At 68.1% G+C, this 15,529-nt stretch carries 14 protein-coding genes and 1 tRNA gene; 5 read left to right on the forward strand and 10 right to left on the reverse strand.

What is annotated here, in order from left to right; genetic code table 11:
• Window positions 1-3: 3 nt before the first annotated feature.
• Entirely contained in the window at window positions 4-2,736 is a 2,733-nt protein-coding gene (aceE, locus tag IEX47_RS04595; RefSeq protein WP_188782894.1) for a pyruvate dehydrogenase (acetyl-transferring), homodimeric type, read from the reverse strand.
• Between the two features lie 283 nt (window positions 2,737-3,019).
• Here aceE and IEX47_RS04600 point away from each other — a divergent pair, with 283 nt between their 5' ends.
• The 5 genes from IEX47_RS04600 (at window position 3,020) to IEX47_RS04620 (ending at window position 6,606) form a co-directional block, all read left to right on the forward strand.
• A complete protein-coding gene (locus IEX47_RS04600) occupies window positions 3,020-3,412 on the forward strand; it encodes a DUF3052 domain-containing protein (RefSeq protein WP_268238940.1) in 393 nt (130 codons plus the stop codon).
• A gap of 19 nt (window positions 3,413-3,431) precedes the next feature.
• The gene (locus IEX47_RS04605; protein ID WP_188782760.1) at window positions 3,432-5,030 is read left to right on the forward strand and encodes an AMP-binding protein; all 1,599 of its coding nucleotides are present in this window, start codon (window positions 3,432-3,434) and stop codon (window positions 5,028-5,030) included.
• Entirely contained in the window at window positions 5,012-5,515 is a 504-nt protein-coding gene (locus tag IEX47_RS04610; protein WP_229662617.1) for a peroxiredoxin, read from the forward strand. Before IEX47_RS04605 ends, IEX47_RS04610 begins: the two co-directional genes overlap by 19 nt.
• Window positions 5,516-5,750: 235 nt before the next feature.
• Window positions 5,751-5,822: transfer RNA gene (locus IEX47_RS04615), tRNA-Val, on the forward strand.
• Window positions 5,823-6,048: 226 nt separating this feature from the next.
• On the forward strand, window positions 6,049-6,606 hold the full coding sequence (locus tag IEX47_RS04620) for a DUF4352 domain-containing protein (protein WP_188782761.1): 558 nt from the start codon (window positions 6,049-6,051) through the stop codon (window positions 6,604-6,606).
• Window positions 6,607-6,665: 59 nt separating this feature from the next.
• On the opposite strand, the gene IEX47_RS04625 is transcribed toward IEX47_RS04620, so the two are convergent.
• From IEX47_RS04625 to IEX47_RS04665, 9 genes are all read right to left on the reverse strand, one after another.
• The gene (locus IEX47_RS04625) at window positions 6,666-7,802 is read right to left on the reverse strand and encodes an SGNH/GDSL hydrolase family protein (RefSeq protein ID WP_229662636.1); all 1,137 of its coding nucleotides are present in this window, start codon (window positions 7,800-7,802) and stop codon (window positions 6,666-6,668) included.
• Window positions 7,803-7,807: 5 nt separating this feature from the next.
• The gene (locus IEX47_RS04630; RefSeq protein WP_229662618.1) at window positions 7,808-8,308 is read right to left on the reverse strand and encodes a hypothetical protein; all 501 of its coding nucleotides are present in this window, start codon (window positions 8,306-8,308) and stop codon (window positions 7,808-7,810) included.
• A 21-nt stretch (window positions 8,309-8,329) separates the two neighbouring features.
• Window positions 8,330-8,518, reverse strand: coding sequence for a hypothetical protein (locus IEX47_RS04635; RefSeq protein ID WP_188782764.1), 189 nt, complete (start codon window positions 8,516-8,518; stop codon window positions 8,330-8,332).
• A gap of 2 nt (window positions 8,519-8,520) precedes the next feature.
• Entirely contained in the window at window positions 8,521-8,727 is a 207-nt protein-coding gene (locus tag IEX47_RS04640; RefSeq protein WP_188782765.1) for a holin, read from the reverse strand.
• On the reverse strand, window positions 8,724-10,004 hold the full coding sequence (locus IEX47_RS04645; protein WP_188782766.1) for a M15 family metallopeptidase: 1,281 nt from the start codon (window positions 10,002-10,004) through the stop codon (window positions 8,724-8,726). The genes IEX47_RS04640 and IEX47_RS04645 overlap by 4 nt, the downstream gene beginning before the upstream one ends.
• 127 nt (window positions 10,005-10,131) lie before the next feature.
• Complete coding sequence (locus tag IEX47_RS04650; RefSeq protein WP_188782767.1) at window positions 10,132-10,416, reverse strand: hypothetical protein; 285 nt, start codon at window positions 10,414-10,416, stop codon at window positions 10,132-10,134.
• 1 nt (window position 10,417) lies between these two features.
• Window positions 10,418-12,022 carry a hypothetical protein gene (locus tag IEX47_RS04655; RefSeq protein ID WP_188782768.1) on the reverse strand — a complete coding sequence of 535 codons (1,605 nt, stop codon included), beginning with the start codon at window positions 12,020-12,022 and terminating at the stop codon, window positions 10,418-10,420.
• On the reverse strand, window positions 12,019-13,788 hold the full coding sequence (locus IEX47_RS04660; RefSeq protein ID WP_188782769.1) for a hypothetical protein: 1,770 nt from the start codon (window positions 13,786-13,788) through the stop codon (window positions 12,019-12,021). The genes IEX47_RS04655 and IEX47_RS04660 overlap by 4 nt, the downstream gene beginning before the upstream one ends.
• Before the next feature lies 1 nt (window position 13,789).
• Window positions 13,790-15,388: a phage tail tape measure protein gene (locus IEX47_RS04665; protein WP_188782770.1), complete on the reverse strand. Its 1,599-nt coding sequence runs from the start codon at window positions 15,386-15,388 to the stop codon at window positions 13,790-13,792.
• Window positions 15,389-15,529: the final 141 nt, after the last annotated feature.

The raw sequence follows: 15,529 nt of genomic DNA on the forward strand, positions 1-15,529 counted from the left end.
CGGTCAGGCGTCCGCACCCTCCTGCGTGACGTCGGCGACCGCCGTCGGGTCGTCGATGCGGTAGCGCTCCAGCGCCTGCGTGACCACCTCGGCCGGCACGGCGCCTGCGTCGGCGAGCGCCCGCAGCGCCTGCACGACCACGGACTGGGCGTCGACCCGGAAGAACCGTCGCGCCGCGGCGCGGGTGTCGGCGAAGCCGAAGCCGTCGGTGCCGAGCACGCGGTAGTCGGCCGGCACCCACTTGGCGATCTGGAGCGGCACCGCCGCCATGAAGTCCGAGACCGCCACGACCGGGGCCCCGTCGTTGCCGAGCCGCTCCTCGACGTACGCGTGGCGGGGTGGCTGGTCGGGGTGGAGGAGGTTCCAGTCCTCGGCGGCGACGCCGTCGCGGGCCAGCTCGTTCCACGAGGTGACCGACCAGGTCTCGGCGGCGACGCCCCACTCGTCGGCGAGCAGGCGGGCGGCCTCGTCGATCCACGGGAAGGCGACGCCGGAGGCGAGCAGTCGCACCCGCGGCGCGGCCGAGGTGGCGTGCGCCCCGCCGCTCGTCTCGGTGGCTGCGACGCGGTGCAGGCCGCGCAGGATGCCGTCGACGTCGACCTCCGCAGGCTCGGGCGGCTGGGTCGTCGGCTCGTTGTAGACGGTCAGGTAGAAGATCACGTCCTCCGGCTGCGGGCCGTACATTCGCTCCAGGCCAGCGCGCATGATGTGGCCGACCTCGTAGCCGAACGCCGGGTCGTAGTGCACGACGGCGGGGTTGGTCGCGGCCAGCAGCGGCGAGTGGCCGTCGGCGTGCTGGAGCCCCTCGCCGGTGAGCGTCGTGCGGCCGGCGGTCGCGCCGATCAGGAAGCCGCGGGCGAGCTGGTCCGCCATCGCCCAGATGGAGTCGCCGGTGCGCTGGAAGCCGAACATCGAGTAGAAGATGTAGAAGGGGATCATGTGCTCCCCGTGCGTCGAGTACGCCGAGCCCGCCGCGATCGCCGACGCCATCGCGCCCGCCTCGGAGATGCCCTCGTGGAGCATCTGCCCGTGCGCGGAGGTCTTGTAGGCGAGCAGCATGTCGCGGTCGACGGCCTCGTAGGTCTGGCCCGCAGGGTCGTAGACCTTCGCGCCCGGGAACATCGAGTCCATGCCGAACGTGCGGTACTCGTCGGGGGCGATCGGCACGATCCGCTGGCCGATCACCGGGTCCTTCATCCAGTCGCGCAGCAGCCGGACGGTGGCCATCGTCGTGGCCACCTTGTTCTTGCCGCCGCCCTTCTTCAGCTCCGCGTACGTCGCGTCGCCGGGCAGCGTGAGCGGCCTCGAGCGGTCGACGCGGCGGGGGAGCGGACCACCCAGCGCCGCCCGCCGCTCGTGCAGGTAGGCGATCTCGGGGGAGTCGTCGGCGGGCCGGTAGAACGGCGCCGTGCCGGTGGCGTCGTAGAAGCTGTCGAGCTCCTTGTCGGTCATCGGCAGGTGCAGCCGGTCGCGGAACTTCTTCAGCTCCGCCGGGCTCAGCTTCTTCATCTGGTGCGTGGCGTTGCGGCCCTCGAGGGCGTCGATCGTCCAGCCCTTGATGGTGTGCGCGAGGATCACCGTCGGCTGGCCGACGGCCTTGGTCGCGGCGTCGAACGCGGCGTACACCTTGCGGTAGTCGTGGCCGCCGCGCGGGAGCTTCTCGATCTGCTCGTCGGTGAGGTGCTCGACCATCTTGCGCAGGCGCGGGTCGGGGCCGAAGAAGTGCTCGCGGTTGTAGGCGCCGTTCTCCACGGAGAAGGTCTGGAACGCGCCGTCGGGCATCGTGTTCATCTGGTTGACCAGCACGCCGTCGACGTCGCGGGCGAGCAGCTCGTCCCACTCGCGCCCCCAGATGACCTTGATGACGTTCCAGCCGGCGCCGCGGAAGTTGGCCTCGAGCTCCTGGATGATCTTGCCGTTGCCCGTCACCGGGCCGTCGAGCTGCTGCAGGTTGCAGTTGACCACCCAGACCAGGTTGTCGAGCTCCTCACGCGCCGCGATCCGGATCGCGCCGAGCGACTCCGGCTCCGCCATCTCGCCGTCGCCGAGGAAGGCCCACACGCGCTGCTGCGAGGTGTCCTTGATGCCGCGGTTGGCGAGGTAGCGGTTGAACCGCGCCTGGTAGATCGAGTTGATGCCGGTCAGCCCCATCGAGACCGTCGGGAACTCCCAGAACTCCGGCATCAGCCGCGGGTGCGGGTACGACGGCAGGCCGGCGCCCTTGCCGTGCTGGACCTCCTGCCGGAACCGGTAGAGCTGCTGGTGCGTGAGCCGCCCTTCGAGGAAGGCGCGGGCGTAGATGCCGGGGGAGGCGTGGCCCTGGATGTAGAGCTGGTCGCCGCCGCCGGGGTGGTCCTTGCCCCGGAAGAAGTGGTTGAAGCCGACCTCGTAGAGGCTCGCGCTCGACTGGTACGTCGCGATGTGGCCGCCGACGCCGAGGCCGGGCCGGTTGGCGTCGCTGACCATGACCGCGGCGTTCCAGCGGATGATCGAGCGGATCTTCCGCTCGACCTCCTCGTCGCCGGGGAACCACGGCTCGCGCTCGGGCGGGATGGTGTTGATGTAGTCGGTGCTGCGCAGCGCCGGCACGCCGAGCTGGCGCTCGCGGGCACGCTCGAGCAGGCGGAGCATGACGTAGCGGGCGCGCTCGGGGCCGCGGGCCGCGACGAGCGCGTCGAAGCTCTCGATCCACTCCTGCGTCTCGCCGGGGTCGATGTCGGGCAGCTGGGTGGGCATCCCCTCGTGGATGACGCGCGGGGAGACCGGTCCGAGAGCCCGGTTGTTCGGAGGCGTGTCGTTGCTCACACCTGCATCGTGACACCCGGGTGGGTGGAGCGCGAGGGCCGTCGTGGGCGCTGCCCCGGGGTTCAGCCCGTGGTACCAGTGGTGCGAGGCTTGCGGGGTGAGGCCCTTGTCCGCTGGACTGGACCCCATCCCGGCAGAGAGCCGGACACCACGAGAGGCCAGGAGGCGTCAGTTGAGTTCCACCACGGGCGATGAGTCCGTCCAGACATCCACGGTGGCAGGCCCCCTCGGGCTCAAGCCCGGCATGGCCGTCCAGGAGCTCGGGTGGGATGAGGACACCGACGACGCCCTGCGCACGGCCATCGAGGACGCCATCGACGCCGACATGGTCGACGGTGACCAGGGCGACGTCGTCGACGTGGTCCTCCTCTGGTGGCGCGACGAGGACGGCGACCTCGTCGATGCCCTCGTCGACGCGCTGACCGACCTCGCGGGCGGCGGCGCCATCTGGCTGCTGACGCCCAAGGTCGGGCGTCCCGGCGCGGTGGACCCTGCCGACATCGCCGAGGCGGCGCCCATCGCCGGCCTCTCCCAGACGACGTCCGCGTCCGTGAGCAAGGACTGGTCGGCGACCCGCCTCGTGGCGCCGAAGACCACCTCCCGCTGAGCCAACAGGAGCACCCGTCGTGCAGAACATCCCCCAGGTCGTCCGTGTCCTCGCGGGCGGCGGCCTGATCCGTCCGATCGGGCCCGTCGCGGGGGCCAAGGCGCTCTGCACGGTCGTGCGGTACGGCATCGGGCCGGCAGGTGGCTTCATGGCCCTTGCCGCCCGTTCTCCGCACAAGGTGGGGCTCGTCGACGAGCTGGGCGAGCTCACCAACAAGCAGCTGGACGAGCGCTCCAACGCGCTCGCCCACGCGCTCGCCGGACTGGGGGTCGGCGAGGGCGACAGCGTCGCGATCATGTGCCGCAACCACCGCGGCTTCATCGACGCCTCGATCGCCACCGCGAAGCTCGGTGCCGACGTGCTCTACCTCAACACGGCGTTCGCGGGTCCGCAGCTGAGCGAGGTGATCGCCCGTGAGAAGCCGACGGTCGTCGTCTACGACCAGGAGTTCACGGGCCTGCTCTCGGCCGTCGAGGGCGTCACCCGGGTCCTGGCCTGGGTCGACGGCGAGACCGCCGGCGTGCCCGACGTCGAGAGCCTGATCGCGTCCGGCTCCGTGCGCGCGCTCAAGCCGCCGAAGCGCCTGGGCCGGATCATCATCCTGACCTCCGGCACCACCGGCACGCCCAAGGGCGCCCCGCGCTCCGAGGCCGGGCTCGACGCAGGCGCCGCGCTCATGTCGCGGATCCCGCTCAAGCGCGGCCAGCGCGTCCACATCGCCGCGCCGCTCTTCCACACCTGGGGCCTGGCCCACTTCCTGCTGGCGATGCTGCTCGAGACCACGATGGTGCTCTCGCGCCGCTTCGACCCCGAGGAGTTCCTGCGCATCATCGACGAGCAGCGCTGCGACGGCGCGATCGTGATCCCGGTCTTCCTGCAGCGGGTGCTCCACCTGCCGGAGGAGGTCCGGGCGAAGTACGACGTGTCGCGGCTGAAGGTCGTCGCCTCGTCCGGCTCCGCTCTTCCCGGCGACCTCGCCACCGAGTGGATGGACGCGTTCGGCGACAACCTCTACAACGTCTACGGCTCCACCGAGGTGGCCTACGCCTCGATCGCGACGCCCGAGGACATGCGCGCCGCTCCCGGCACCGCAGGCAAGCCGCCGCTCGGCGCCGTCGTGCGGCTCTTCGACGCCAACGACAAGCCGGCCGCGCCGGGGGAGTCGGGCCGGATCTTCGTCGGCAACTCGATCCTCTTCGAGGGCTACACCGGCGGTGGCGGCAAGGCGGTCATCGACGGCCTGATGTCGTCGGGTGACGTCGGTCGCTTCGACAGCGAGGGCCGGCTCTTCGTCGAGGGCCGCGACGACGACATGATCGTCTCCGGCGGTGAGAACCTCTTCCCGCAGGAGGTCGAGGACTGCCTCGTCCGCCACGACGCGATCGTCGAGGCCGCCTGCGTCGGCGTCGACGACCCGACCTTCGGCAAGCGCCTGCGCGGCTTCGTCGTGGTCGAGGACGGCGTCTCGGTCACGGAGGACGAGCTGAAGAGCTGGGTCAAGGACAACCTCGCCCGCTTCAAGGTGCCGCGCGAGATCGTCTTCGTCCCCGAGCTGCCCCGCAACGCGACCGGCAAGATCCTCAAGCGTGAGCTCGTGACGTGGACGCCGGAGTCCTGACCTTGACCTCCTCGGCCCTCACGGGTCGCCCCGACGTCGGCGACCTGGCACCTGACTTCACCCTGCGCGACCAGTTCGGGCAGGACGTCAGCCTCTCGGCGTACCGCGGGCGCAAGTCGGTGCTGCTCTTCTTCTACCCGTTCGCGTTCTCCGGCGTCTGCACCGGCGAGCTCGGGGGAGTGCGCGAGCGGCTCGACGAGTTCCTCACCTTCGACAGCGAGCTGCTGGCGATCTCGTGCGACCCGACCTACAGCCTGCGGGCCTTCGCCGACCAGGACTCGCTCAACTTCCCGCTGCTCTCCGACTACTGGCCGCACGGCGCCGTGTCGTCGGCGTACGGCGTGTTCAACGAGGTCAAGGGGTCACCGGAGCGCTCGTCGTTCCTCGTCGACACCGAGGGCGTCGTCCGCTGGGCGAAGCACAACGCACGCCACGAGGCACGCGATCTCTACGAGCACCTGGCCCAGCTGCGCGCGCTGACCTGACGTCCGGAAAAGGCCGGGTCGCGCGGCGTGGTCTGGACCGGATCACGACCTGATCACGATTTTTGGCGATTCGGCAGACAAGGCCCGGCATGGTGCGCCAATATTCAAGTGCTGCGACCGCTGGGGACCCGAGACCCCGGCGGTCGCAGCTTCAGTTTCCCGGTGATGTGCCGGTCCGATTCCGCCCCCGGCGCGCGACTCGCGTAAGGTGCCGGAGGCCCGCTTGCGGGTGCCAGGGCGTGTAGCTCAGCGGTAGAGCTTCCGGTTTACACCCGGACGGTCGGGGGTTCGAACCCCTCCGCGCCCACGTAACAACTACCCATATCTCCCTATCTCGGGCTATGCGTAGGCTAACGTGTAGGCTAACGTCGATGCATGAGGCGTAAGTATCTAGCACCCCGGAGCCGGATAGTTATTCGGCTGAATGCCTGCGACGAGATGGCTCGGCGATCCTTCAGTGTGCGTGATCTGCGTCGCGGCGAGATCTCCGAAACCACCAGTCACCAGCCCGAGGTCGAGTCATGATGGTCGGCATGCGCAAGTTGATCGCCGCCCTGGCCGTGCCCCTCGTCATGGCCTCCGCGTGTGGCGGCTCCGAGAAGCCGAAGGCCACGCCGGCCCATGTGACGGTTACTGCTTCTGCCTCCGCGGCTCAGACCAACGAGGCAGCCCCGCCGCAGGTCGGCGACGGCGCACTGCAGATTGGCCAGGTGCGCCACGGCAGCGGCATCGACACGACCGTGATGGAGGTCCAGATCCCGCTGCGCGGACGACCCGACTACCTCGCCGACGAGCCCGACGTCTTCGCTGGGATCCGAGCCAAGGAATGCGCCCATGCTGACGCCACTGAGTCGTTCGATATCGGCTGGTCGGACTTTGCGCTCGTCGACCCGGACGGTTCGAGCTACCCGGGCGCGTCGGAGAGCTGGGACGACTGGCCGCCGAAGCCCCATCTCCCGATGGTCGGAACGCTCGGCGCCGGTCGATGCGTCCAAGGCTGGGTTCTCGTCGAACTTCCGGCGGGCGCCAAGGTCGGCCGCGTCGCGCTGGGTGACCCCGGCGACCCGGCCGCCGAGTGGCTTCTGAAATGACGAAGTGCCCCGCCTCCCGATGCTGGGAGGCGGGGCACTTTTGCGTCTGCGCGGTGGCGCTACCGCGGACTCAGGATCTGCGTGAGCGTCGCGGCCATCAGGGCGTACCCCTTCGCTGAGGCGTGGGGCAGCTTGGACTGGTTGAACAGGGAGTAAGGGTCCGTGGCGGAGGCGGCCGGCATTCGCGCTGAGTGGTCGACCACCACCACAGTGGAGTCCGCCGCCTCGATCGCGCGCATGGCCGCGACGTAGTTGGCCCACGGCTCGACGGCCGCCGCCCCGTTCTGCGCGTTGTAAGCCGCGTTGAGGATCAGCGGCGCGGACACCTGCTTCCGGAGGTTGGTGATCAGGGTGCTGAGGTTCGTCTTGAACTGAGCCGACGACACGTTGCCGATCGACGTCAGCGAGTCGTTGGTGCCGAGGTCGAGGATCACGAGATCAGGCGAGAGCGACTTCTGCGCGGCGGGCCAGCCGGTCGCCGCGTAGTCGTTCCAGTTCTTCGCGGTGGTGCCCGAGACGCCACAGTTGTGCACCATGACGCCGGAGTTCTCGTCGCCCTTGTATTCCGTCACTCCGAAGAGCGTCCACGAGGCACCCGCGTTGAATCCGACCTCGATGCTCGTGTTCGCGGCTGCGGCGACGTGCAGAGTGTTCAGTCCGGGCGTGACCGCCGTGCTGAACGTGACCGCCGTGCCGCCGTCGATCTTGTAGTAGCCGCCCGTGGTCGAGCCCCCGGAGGAGGGCGCGAAGTAGACGACGTCGAACGAGGTCACAGGCGAGGACAGGGTGTCGATCGCCTTCTGACCGGCCGCGCCGAGAGTGATGTAGTAGTCGTTCGGCCCGTATCCGAGGCCGTAGACCGCTCCGCCACTGATCTGAAGGGGCCAGAACGAGTGATTCGCGCCTACCTGCCCGTTCGCGCCGATGAAGCCCCGGCCCGCCGACGTGATGCCGTTGCGCGCCCTGAGGGCGGCGGCGGTCTGCGCCGGGAGCGTCTCGGCCCACGACGAGAGCCCGTAGCCCATGACGAGCGAGTCGCCGAACATGACGATGTTCGCGCGCTTGCGGGAGGAGTTGGCGAGCGCCGCGAACCACGGGAGGAGTCGGTCGTAGCGGTAGGTCGGGGAGACCTCGGTCGTCGAGGGGATCGCGATCGAGTCCAGGCGCCGGCCGGTGGAGTCCTTCATGTAGCCCATGCGGCTCACGCCTCCCAGACGATGTCGGTGATCTCGTGCGTGGCGGGGTCGACCTTCACGGTGATGTGCCCGCCGGTCATCGGCGCGCCGGTGTCGGACCGCTCGAAGGTGACGTAGGTCCCGAAGAGTGAGGCCCGCACCCCGCTGGTGGGGTTGTCGATCAGGGCCCGCACGGTGGCGTCCGTGAGGCTCTCCGCCGGGATCGGCGCAGGCGCGACCGTGATCAGGTCGGCGAGGTCCACCGTGCCCAGCGATGCCGGCAGGTAGAAGCTCTCGTCGATGCCATGTGGACCGAGCAGCCGGTACTGGAAGCCCGTCGGCGTGAGGCTCACGTCATCGGTTGCCGGGAGCACCACGGAGAAGGCGCCTGTGTTGTCGGGCCGAATGGTGACCGCGCCGGCCAAGATGACGTTGTCTGTGGCGTCCACCACCCGTTCGACGTTCGCGAGGACCGAAAGGTTGGAGCGCGTTGGGTCGCCAGAAGGACTGGTGACCGTTCCGGTCAACGTGACGGTCGAGTACGACATTCACTGCTCCTTGGGGGGTCGGAAGTGCCACGCAAGGGCGGCGACGATGGCGACCCCAATGACCGGGTAGCGCCTGTGGATGGCCGTGATGGTGGGTGCGCGTCCGGTGAGGATCGCGAGCGTTTCGTAGGTGCAGAGGCCCGCAACGACGGCCTTGACGGCGTCGGACTCCTCAAGCTCGCTGAGCATCGCTACGCCTCGCGACGACCTGTGATGCCGCGCTGGGCGACGGTGGTCAGGATGGACGCAAGCCCAGCCATGCCCGACACGGAGACGAGCGTGAGCCAGTCGGTGTCGAGCAGGCCGGTCCCGTCGGCGACGAGCATGGCGGCGGCGGACTGGCAGACGGTGCGGACGGCACGGTCGGCGAGGTCGCGGAAGTAGGTGGGGATCTTCATGACTCGATGACCGCCTTCTGGGTGGGGTTGGCGGCGAGGAGACGCTTGCCGCGGGGTGAGGTCATGAGCGCGCGGGCGCGCCGCTCGCAGGTGGGGAGGTCGCGGTTGATCTCGGTGTGCATCTCGTCCTTGCGGGCCGTGTAGTCGCCGCCCCAGCGCAGGCAGCCGCGGTACAGGACGAGGCGGGCGTGGATCTTGACGACCTGCCACGGCTTGAATGTGCCGACCTTCCCCAGCGGGTGCGTGGTCGCGTTGAGGTCCATCGCCGTGCCCGAGGCATGGTTCGACAGGGTGGTGGAGTAGCCGCGCACCGTCCGGTAGGCGTAACCCCAGTCATCGAGCGTCTTGGCAAGCACGGGCTCGACGACGTCGGCGAACCACAGCGCGTAGTGCGCGAGGAGGAACCCGGCCGAGCCGTTGCGGAGGCGCAGGGTGAAGTCACCGGAGCGGGCCGGGATCACCCACGTGTAGAGCTTGGTGGAGTCGCTGGCGAGCGCGGGCCAGTGGTTCTGCGAGGTGGACATGAGGGGCTCCTTCTTCGGTGGCCGCGCCTTGACGGGGGCGTGGAGGGTGACGCGGATGCCCCTGTGGTCGGAGGCGGGGTTGGGCGGGAGGATCCGCCAGGAGTCGACGTGTCGGCCGCGGCCGATGAACCAGTCGATGAGCCGGCCGCCGGCGTGCGTGCCACCCGAGGGGAGGGTGGTCGGCGCCTTGAGCTCGGGCCATGCGGCAGCAACCCACTGCTGCGTCCGCGGCTTGTGCAGGTTGAGGTTCCAATCAGCGAACGCGTCAACCGCGCCGGGTCGATAGAGCACGGCGAGGCGGTTGTGCGCGACCCGGTACTGCTGCACTGCCGCCCGATACGCAGCGGCACGGGGCGAGTCCCACTGGCCCTCCACTGTCGCGGGGAGGTGCGCGTCGGACACGAGGTAGATGAGGCCCGTGTCGACGTGCTCGAGGACCGCGAACAGGGCGATGACGCGACCACCGGGACCGAGGTCGGGGCCGATGACCCGCGCCTCCCAATGCAGGACTCGCCACACGGAATCGCGGACCAGCATCGCGACCTCTGCCGCGTCCCCGTGCTTGGTGTCCTGCAGGACCGTGAAGCCGGGGACCTTCCGCAGCGCCCGCCGGCGCCGCCAGCCGGCGACCTCGGTGAGGGTGATGATGTCCCGCGCGAGAGCCGATGCCTGCACCTGTCGAAGCAGGAGGCGGGGCGCGCGGTCGTAGCGGCCCGAGAGCTTGTCGATCAGGATGGCGGCATAGCGCGTCATGGCCCCTCCAGGGGATAGATGCCGGTCTGCTCATGCGCGACGCAAGGGCAGTGGTCGCAGTCGAGCCACAGGTGCTCGTGACCGCAGTGGGGGCAGGGAGCCTGGCGAGAGACTGGCCCGCGCATGACTACTTGCCGAGCGCCGTCGGCAGCCAGTTGCCGACCAGCCCGCCAGCCGCCGCAGCGAAACCAGTGACGATCCAGATCTTCTTCTCGATCGCCGACACCCGCTTGTCGAGGCCATCGACCTTGTCCTCAAGGCGCTTCGCGTGACCCTGAGCGGCTTCGTCCTGCGCGACCATCTTCGTCACCACGTCCGTCAGGCTCGTCACCTTCGTGTAGACCTCGGCAGGAGTGATGATGATCGACCCCTCAGGGACAACCGTCGTCGGCTGATGCTGCGCTGCGCTCACGTCACCGCCTCCTGTCGCGACGCTTGAGCAACTTGCGCAGCGCGTTCGCGGTAGTACGTGCATCGGCATCCAGCTCGAGCTCAACCGAGTGCGAGTCGGAGTTGTACGTCGCCGACCAGATGCGGAACACCGTCAGCCCGTCGTTGCTCGAGGCGTTGAGCGCGTCGGGGTACGACTCGACACCACGCACCCGGATCAACTCGCCGGGCTCGATCTCGAACGGCTCGACCATGCGGCCGGTCGCGAGGTCGCGGATCCGGCGCGAGACAGTCAGGGTGCCCGAGTTCTTCGGGGCCCGGTGCTCGTCGAGGAAGTTGTCGCCCGCCTTCTCTGCCGCCGCCACTGAGCCGACCTCGTCAGAGAGGTCGATGATCGCCCGGCGCGTGATGCCCTTGTCGTCGAGGATGGGGCACGCGCCGGTACGCAGCACCTGCCGCACGAACCCGTCGGCACGGACCCACCGCACCGTCACCTCGTTGTAGAGATCCTGCGCAGAGACAGGGAACGAGCCGCCGTCGTCGAGCGTCGCCTCATAGCGGACGGTCGTCGGCCACGCCTCCCACCGGAACCCGTAGCCGTTGCCCGTGTCCGCACTGGTGGTCCAGCGGAAAGCGGGCTCCAGTGCCATCAGGTCGTTGAGCACCTGCTCGGCAGTGGTGCCATCGACGTAGGCGAGCTGGTCGATCGTGTAGACGCCCTCAGTGCTGACGACTGCGCTGGCTCCGTCGAAGCGGGACAGGATGCGCCCGAGCAGGTCGTTGACCACCTGGTGCGCCACGACGGTGTTGGTCGTGTAGCCGCTCAGGAGGTCCACGCCGGTAGCCGACTTCAACAGCGCGCGGATCTTGATCTGCGAGAAGCCGAACCAGGTGTTGGTGCCACCCGTGGTCGAGGTCGTCTGACGGGCGCAGCGAACACTGACGATGTCGTCGCCGTTGGGGAAGTTGGTGACGACGACGCCGGTCCGGGTCGAGCTCGTGGTCGACGCGCCGATGTCGACGGCCGCGTTGCCGCCACCCGTGGGCGTGTTCCTCGTGACGACCATCTGGTGCCAGTCCGCGCCGTTGACTCCTGCGTCCATGACGACGCTGATGCGGGCGAGCTTCTGCCGCGACTGGTAGAGCGCCCGGTAGACCCAGTCACCCAGCCATGTGGTGCTGATCGTCTTGCCCTCGTCGGCGACCACCTCGAGCGAGGGGGTGTTGGCGTTGATCTCGGACGTGTTGGTCGTCGCGCTCTTCGACGAGGCCGAGGACCGCACGAACTGCGTGGTGGCCTGATCGACCACGACGTAGGGGAACGTGATGTCACTGGCGCACTGGGCAGGCCCAAACGCGACCATGTCCCAGACCTGCCCGGACCCATCAGTTCCGCGGCCCTGGTCAGTCAGGTCCCCGTCGGCGATGATCTCGGCCGAGCGCGCGTCGTAGATCGTGACGTGCTCAAGCAGGTCGAGATTGGCGTCGAACTTGTCGAGCGGGCGGGCGAGGCGCAGTGCGATCGACTTGACCCCGCCGACGGCCTCCTTGCGGATCTGCAGTCCGGCAACCTCGTTGGTGATGTGGCGTGTGCCAACGCGGACCGTCAGCGGCACAGGCAGGCTCATGACGCGCTCGGCCGGACGTAGAGATACCGCGGGTAGTAGTAGCCCTTCACGATCCACGTTTGAAGGCGATCGCAAGAAGCGCCGGAGATCGTGGTGCTATCCGCAGTCAGTAGGTACAGCCGATTCGTCTGTCCCGGATACACCCTGGGAACACCGCCCGAAAGGTTGAGGGCCGCGCGGGTCTCTTCAATATCGAAGTTGCCGTCAATCAGTCCGAGCGGCCCAGCCGAGGGTCCGTACCCGATCTGATCGCGCACCCCGTCAATCCATAGCGAGCTTGACGGCACGGCGGCCGGGGTCCAGAAGATTCCCATCTGCTCAAAGGCAGGCAGCACTCCGACATAGTCGATATCCAGGGTTCCAGTCCCAGAATCACGTGCGGCATGAATCTCGACCGACGCCGTACTTCCATTGGTGACCGTGCTGTAGCCAACCTCGTTCAATCCAGCGAATGGGGCGATCAGGCCAAGGTCAACGACCATGCGCGAAGTGGAGAGTGGGACGACGACAGTGTCTCCCGTGATGGTGACTCCAGACGCGGTCGACCCCGCGCGCATCCTCATGGCAGACGATGCATCCGAGCGCCGGACTACTGCGATGACGCGGCACGCGCCACGATGCCGCACGTTGACGATCTGGGCAGTCGTGAGCCGGTTCGCCATCGTGGCGGTGTTCGAGAACGACGTCCGCACGAAGTTGTCAGCATCAGACCCAGACATCACAGTGTCAACGCCGGCCGCGGTCGTGTCCGCGCCCATCGTTCCGCCCTCTGCCTGCAGGAAGGCGTTCTCAAACCCGGCCGACCCGGGCCGGCGCGCCGCCATAATCACAAAGGCAGGAGACATTGGGCTGCCCGAACTGGGTCGGTTGAAGTTCAAGATGAGCGGAGCTTCGACGTCCCCCATGATCGATGCGTACTCGATGTACTGACCGGTGGCTGCGGCGGTATTCGACACCGGGGGGCTCGTGGCGTCAGTGTCGTACCCGGTGTCAAGGAACGACGAATCAGTCCACTGGGGGGCCACACTCGTCACCAGCTTCTCGGTGCCGGCCGACGTAGACCTGTAGATCCTGTAGTCAGTTGCCCCCGGAACTCGGGTCCAACTCACGGTGACGGTAGATGTGGCGCCAGTGGTGGTGATCGACTTCTCGTTCGACACGGTGGTCTCGCCGCTGCTCGTGACCGCGGTCACCACGTAGTAGTACGTGGCGGCGGCCAGCGTCCCCCCTGTGGTTGCCGTCGCCAGATTGGCCTGCACCGGCGCCGAAATGGGGCCTGACCCCAGGGCCGGGTCGTTTGAGACGGTCACCTTTGGCAGTGCCTCCGGCAGTCCCAGGGCGAACGGCTCTGCCAGCAGCTCGATCGTGAACCGCCGCATCGCCTTCTGCGCGATCACGTCGTCGATCTGCGCAAGGTCCGACCGGAACGTCTTGAAGAAGACGGGCTTCGATGCACCGTCGGGGCGGTACATGATGAGGTTGCTCTCGCGGTCCAGTTCGCGCGCCAGCTTCTGCAGCTCGGTCGCCGCGGAGTCCTGGTCGTTCTTGATGCACTCCAGCTCGATCGTCAGGGTGCGGGCGTCATAGGAAGACGAGCCGACACTGATCCCGTCGCGCATCGCGTTCGACGACATGCTGCGCCGAAGACGAGGAGCCGGCGCCGAGAACGAGCGCACGTACCAGCCGTTCGTCGCCTCGCCATTGAGGTCGAGGCGCACCGTCGGAGAGGCAACGATCGAGTCGACGAAGCGGACCAAGTCAGCCATGTCAGCCTCCCATCAGGTAAGCGCCACGACCGGCGTCAGGAAGTTGGACAAGGGGAGTGCCTTCACGCAGGGCCGAGACGATGGCGCGGGCGAGGCGGGTGTAGTCCATGCCGCCCGAGTCGCGGGTCATGGCGGCGTTGTCGACCTGCGCACCACGAGGCAGAGTCACGCGCTCCGGGCCGAGTTCGCCCACGAGGTACGAGCCGCCAGACGGGGCGAACGTGGTGCCGGACGCCGACCGCTTCCTCGGCGCTCCGCCGACCAGCGGGCCCGCCAGGAGCGTGTTCAGCGCCTCCTGCCCGGTGACGGTGACGGAGTACCTGACCCCGACGTTCGCCGTAGTCCCGTCGAGCTTGGTGATCTTGCCAGCGAGTTCCTCGACCTCGGCAGACGCGTTACTCAAGGCGTTGGCCGTCCTGCCGATCCACTTCGGCGCACCAGGGATGCTCGCGAGGACCCCGAACAGCTTGCCCAGAACGCCGATCGTCTTCGCGATCGCCTGCGTAATGAACTTGAAGGCAGGCTGCAGCGCGTTGTTCCACAGCCATGTACCAGCGCGACCGAGAGCGCCGAACGCCTTGCCGAGGATGGCGACCTGCCGACCCGCCTGAGCGAGCGCGTGCTCAGCCAGCCAGCCCAGAGCAGGGATCAGGACGTTCTTCACGACCTTGCCGAGCAGGTCAAGGTAGGGGCCCGCGTCCTTGAACGCCTGCCGCACCTTGTCCATGTAGTCGCGGACCTTCGGTGCGATCCGCTCGCCGAACTCCTTCAGCGGAGGGATCAGGTTCTCCTGCACCCACTTGCCGACCTTCTGGAACGCCGGCCCCATATGGGTGGTCAGGAACTGCGCCACCTTGACCGCGATCGGCAGCAGCTTCTCGCCGAGCTTCGCCTTCGCGTTCTCGAACTGCGCGCTCAGGATCTTCTGCTGGTTCGCGAGACTGCCCGACGTCCGCGAGAAGTCGCCCATCGCCCGGGCACCGTCCTTGTGGACGATCGCCAGAACCGCAGCTGCCTTCTCCTGCGCCGTCAGCTCCTTGGCCGTCTTCTTGCCCGTCTTTGCCAGCGCCTCGGACTCGACACGCGCGGCGTTGATGTTCGGGATGACCGCCTGCAGTGAATCGAACTCGCCACGGAAAGCCGCCGACATTCGGTCCGCCACATCGGCGGTGTCAAGGTTGGAGAATGAACCCAGGTCCGCAGACATCTGCACGACCTGCTTCGACATCTTCGTGGCCTGATCACCCGAGAAGCCGATCTGGGAAAACATGTCACCGAAGCCAGTCGCCGCAGACAGGGCCGCGTTCTTCGACAGGCCCATCGTCTTCGCCGCACCCGACGCCCACGTCTCCATCGACTTGGCGTTCTTGCCGAAGATCACCGACGACTTCGAGATCGTCTCGTTTAGGTCAGACGCCGAACCGATCGCCGACCACGCGAACTTGCCCGCAGCGACACCAGCCGCAGCGAACGCCGCCGCACCAACGACCGCGAACCCCTTCAGCTTTGAGCCCATACCGTCCGCCGACTTGCCGACCTTGTCGAACTTGTCGGAGGCCCGGTCCTTGGCAACGATGTCGAACTCAAGCTTGGTTGCCACGGCGTGCCTCCTTGTTCAGGTGTTCGATCAGGTCGCAGCCGCGCTCCCACTGATCGAGAGTCAGGCGCTCAAGTTCCGCGGGCGGCGTGTGCAGGTGCAGGGCGAACGCCCACTCGTAGTAGCGGTAGCGGCGAGTGATCC

This window comes from Nocardioides phosphati, from assembly GCF_014646375.1.
Taxonomy (GTDB): Bacteria; Actinomycetota; Actinomycetes; order Propionibacteriales; family Nocardioidaceae; genus Nocardioides; species Nocardioides phosphati.

Bases quoted from the DNA above. Each gene is read 5' to 3' on its own strand.
- IEX47_RS04640 (WP_188782765.1), bottom strand. From the start codon at position 8,727: ATGAAGATCCCCACCTACTTCCGCGACCTCGCCGACCGTGCCGTCCGC.
- IEX47_RS04655 (WP_188782768.1), bottom strand. From the start codon at position 12,022: ATGAGCCTGCCTGTGCCGCTGACGGTCCGCGTTGGCACACGCCACATC.
- IEX47_RS04620 (WP_188782761.1), top strand. From the start codon at position 6,049: ATGCGCAAGTTGATCGCCGCCCTGGCCGTGCCCCTCGTCATGGCCTCC.
- IEX47_RS04660 (WP_188782769.1), bottom strand. From the start codon at position 13,788: ATGGCTGACTTGGTCCGCTTCGTCGACTCGATCGTTGCCTCTCCGACG.
- aceE (WP_188782894.1), bottom strand. From the start codon at position 2,736: ATGCCCACCCAGCTGCCCGACATCGACCCCGGCGAGACGCAGGAGTGG.
- IEX47_RS04645 (WP_188782766.1), bottom strand. From the start codon at position 10,004: ATGACGCGCTATGCCGCCATCCTGATCGACAAGCTCTCGGGCCGCTAC.
- IEX47_RS04625 (WP_229662636.1), bottom strand. From the start codon at position 7,802: ATGGGCTACATGAAGGACTCCACCGGCCGGCGCCTGGACTCGATCGCG.
- IEX47_RS04635 (WP_188782764.1), bottom strand. From the start codon at position 8,518: ATGCTCAGCGAGCTTGAGGAGTCCGACGCCGTCAAGGCCGTCGTTGCG.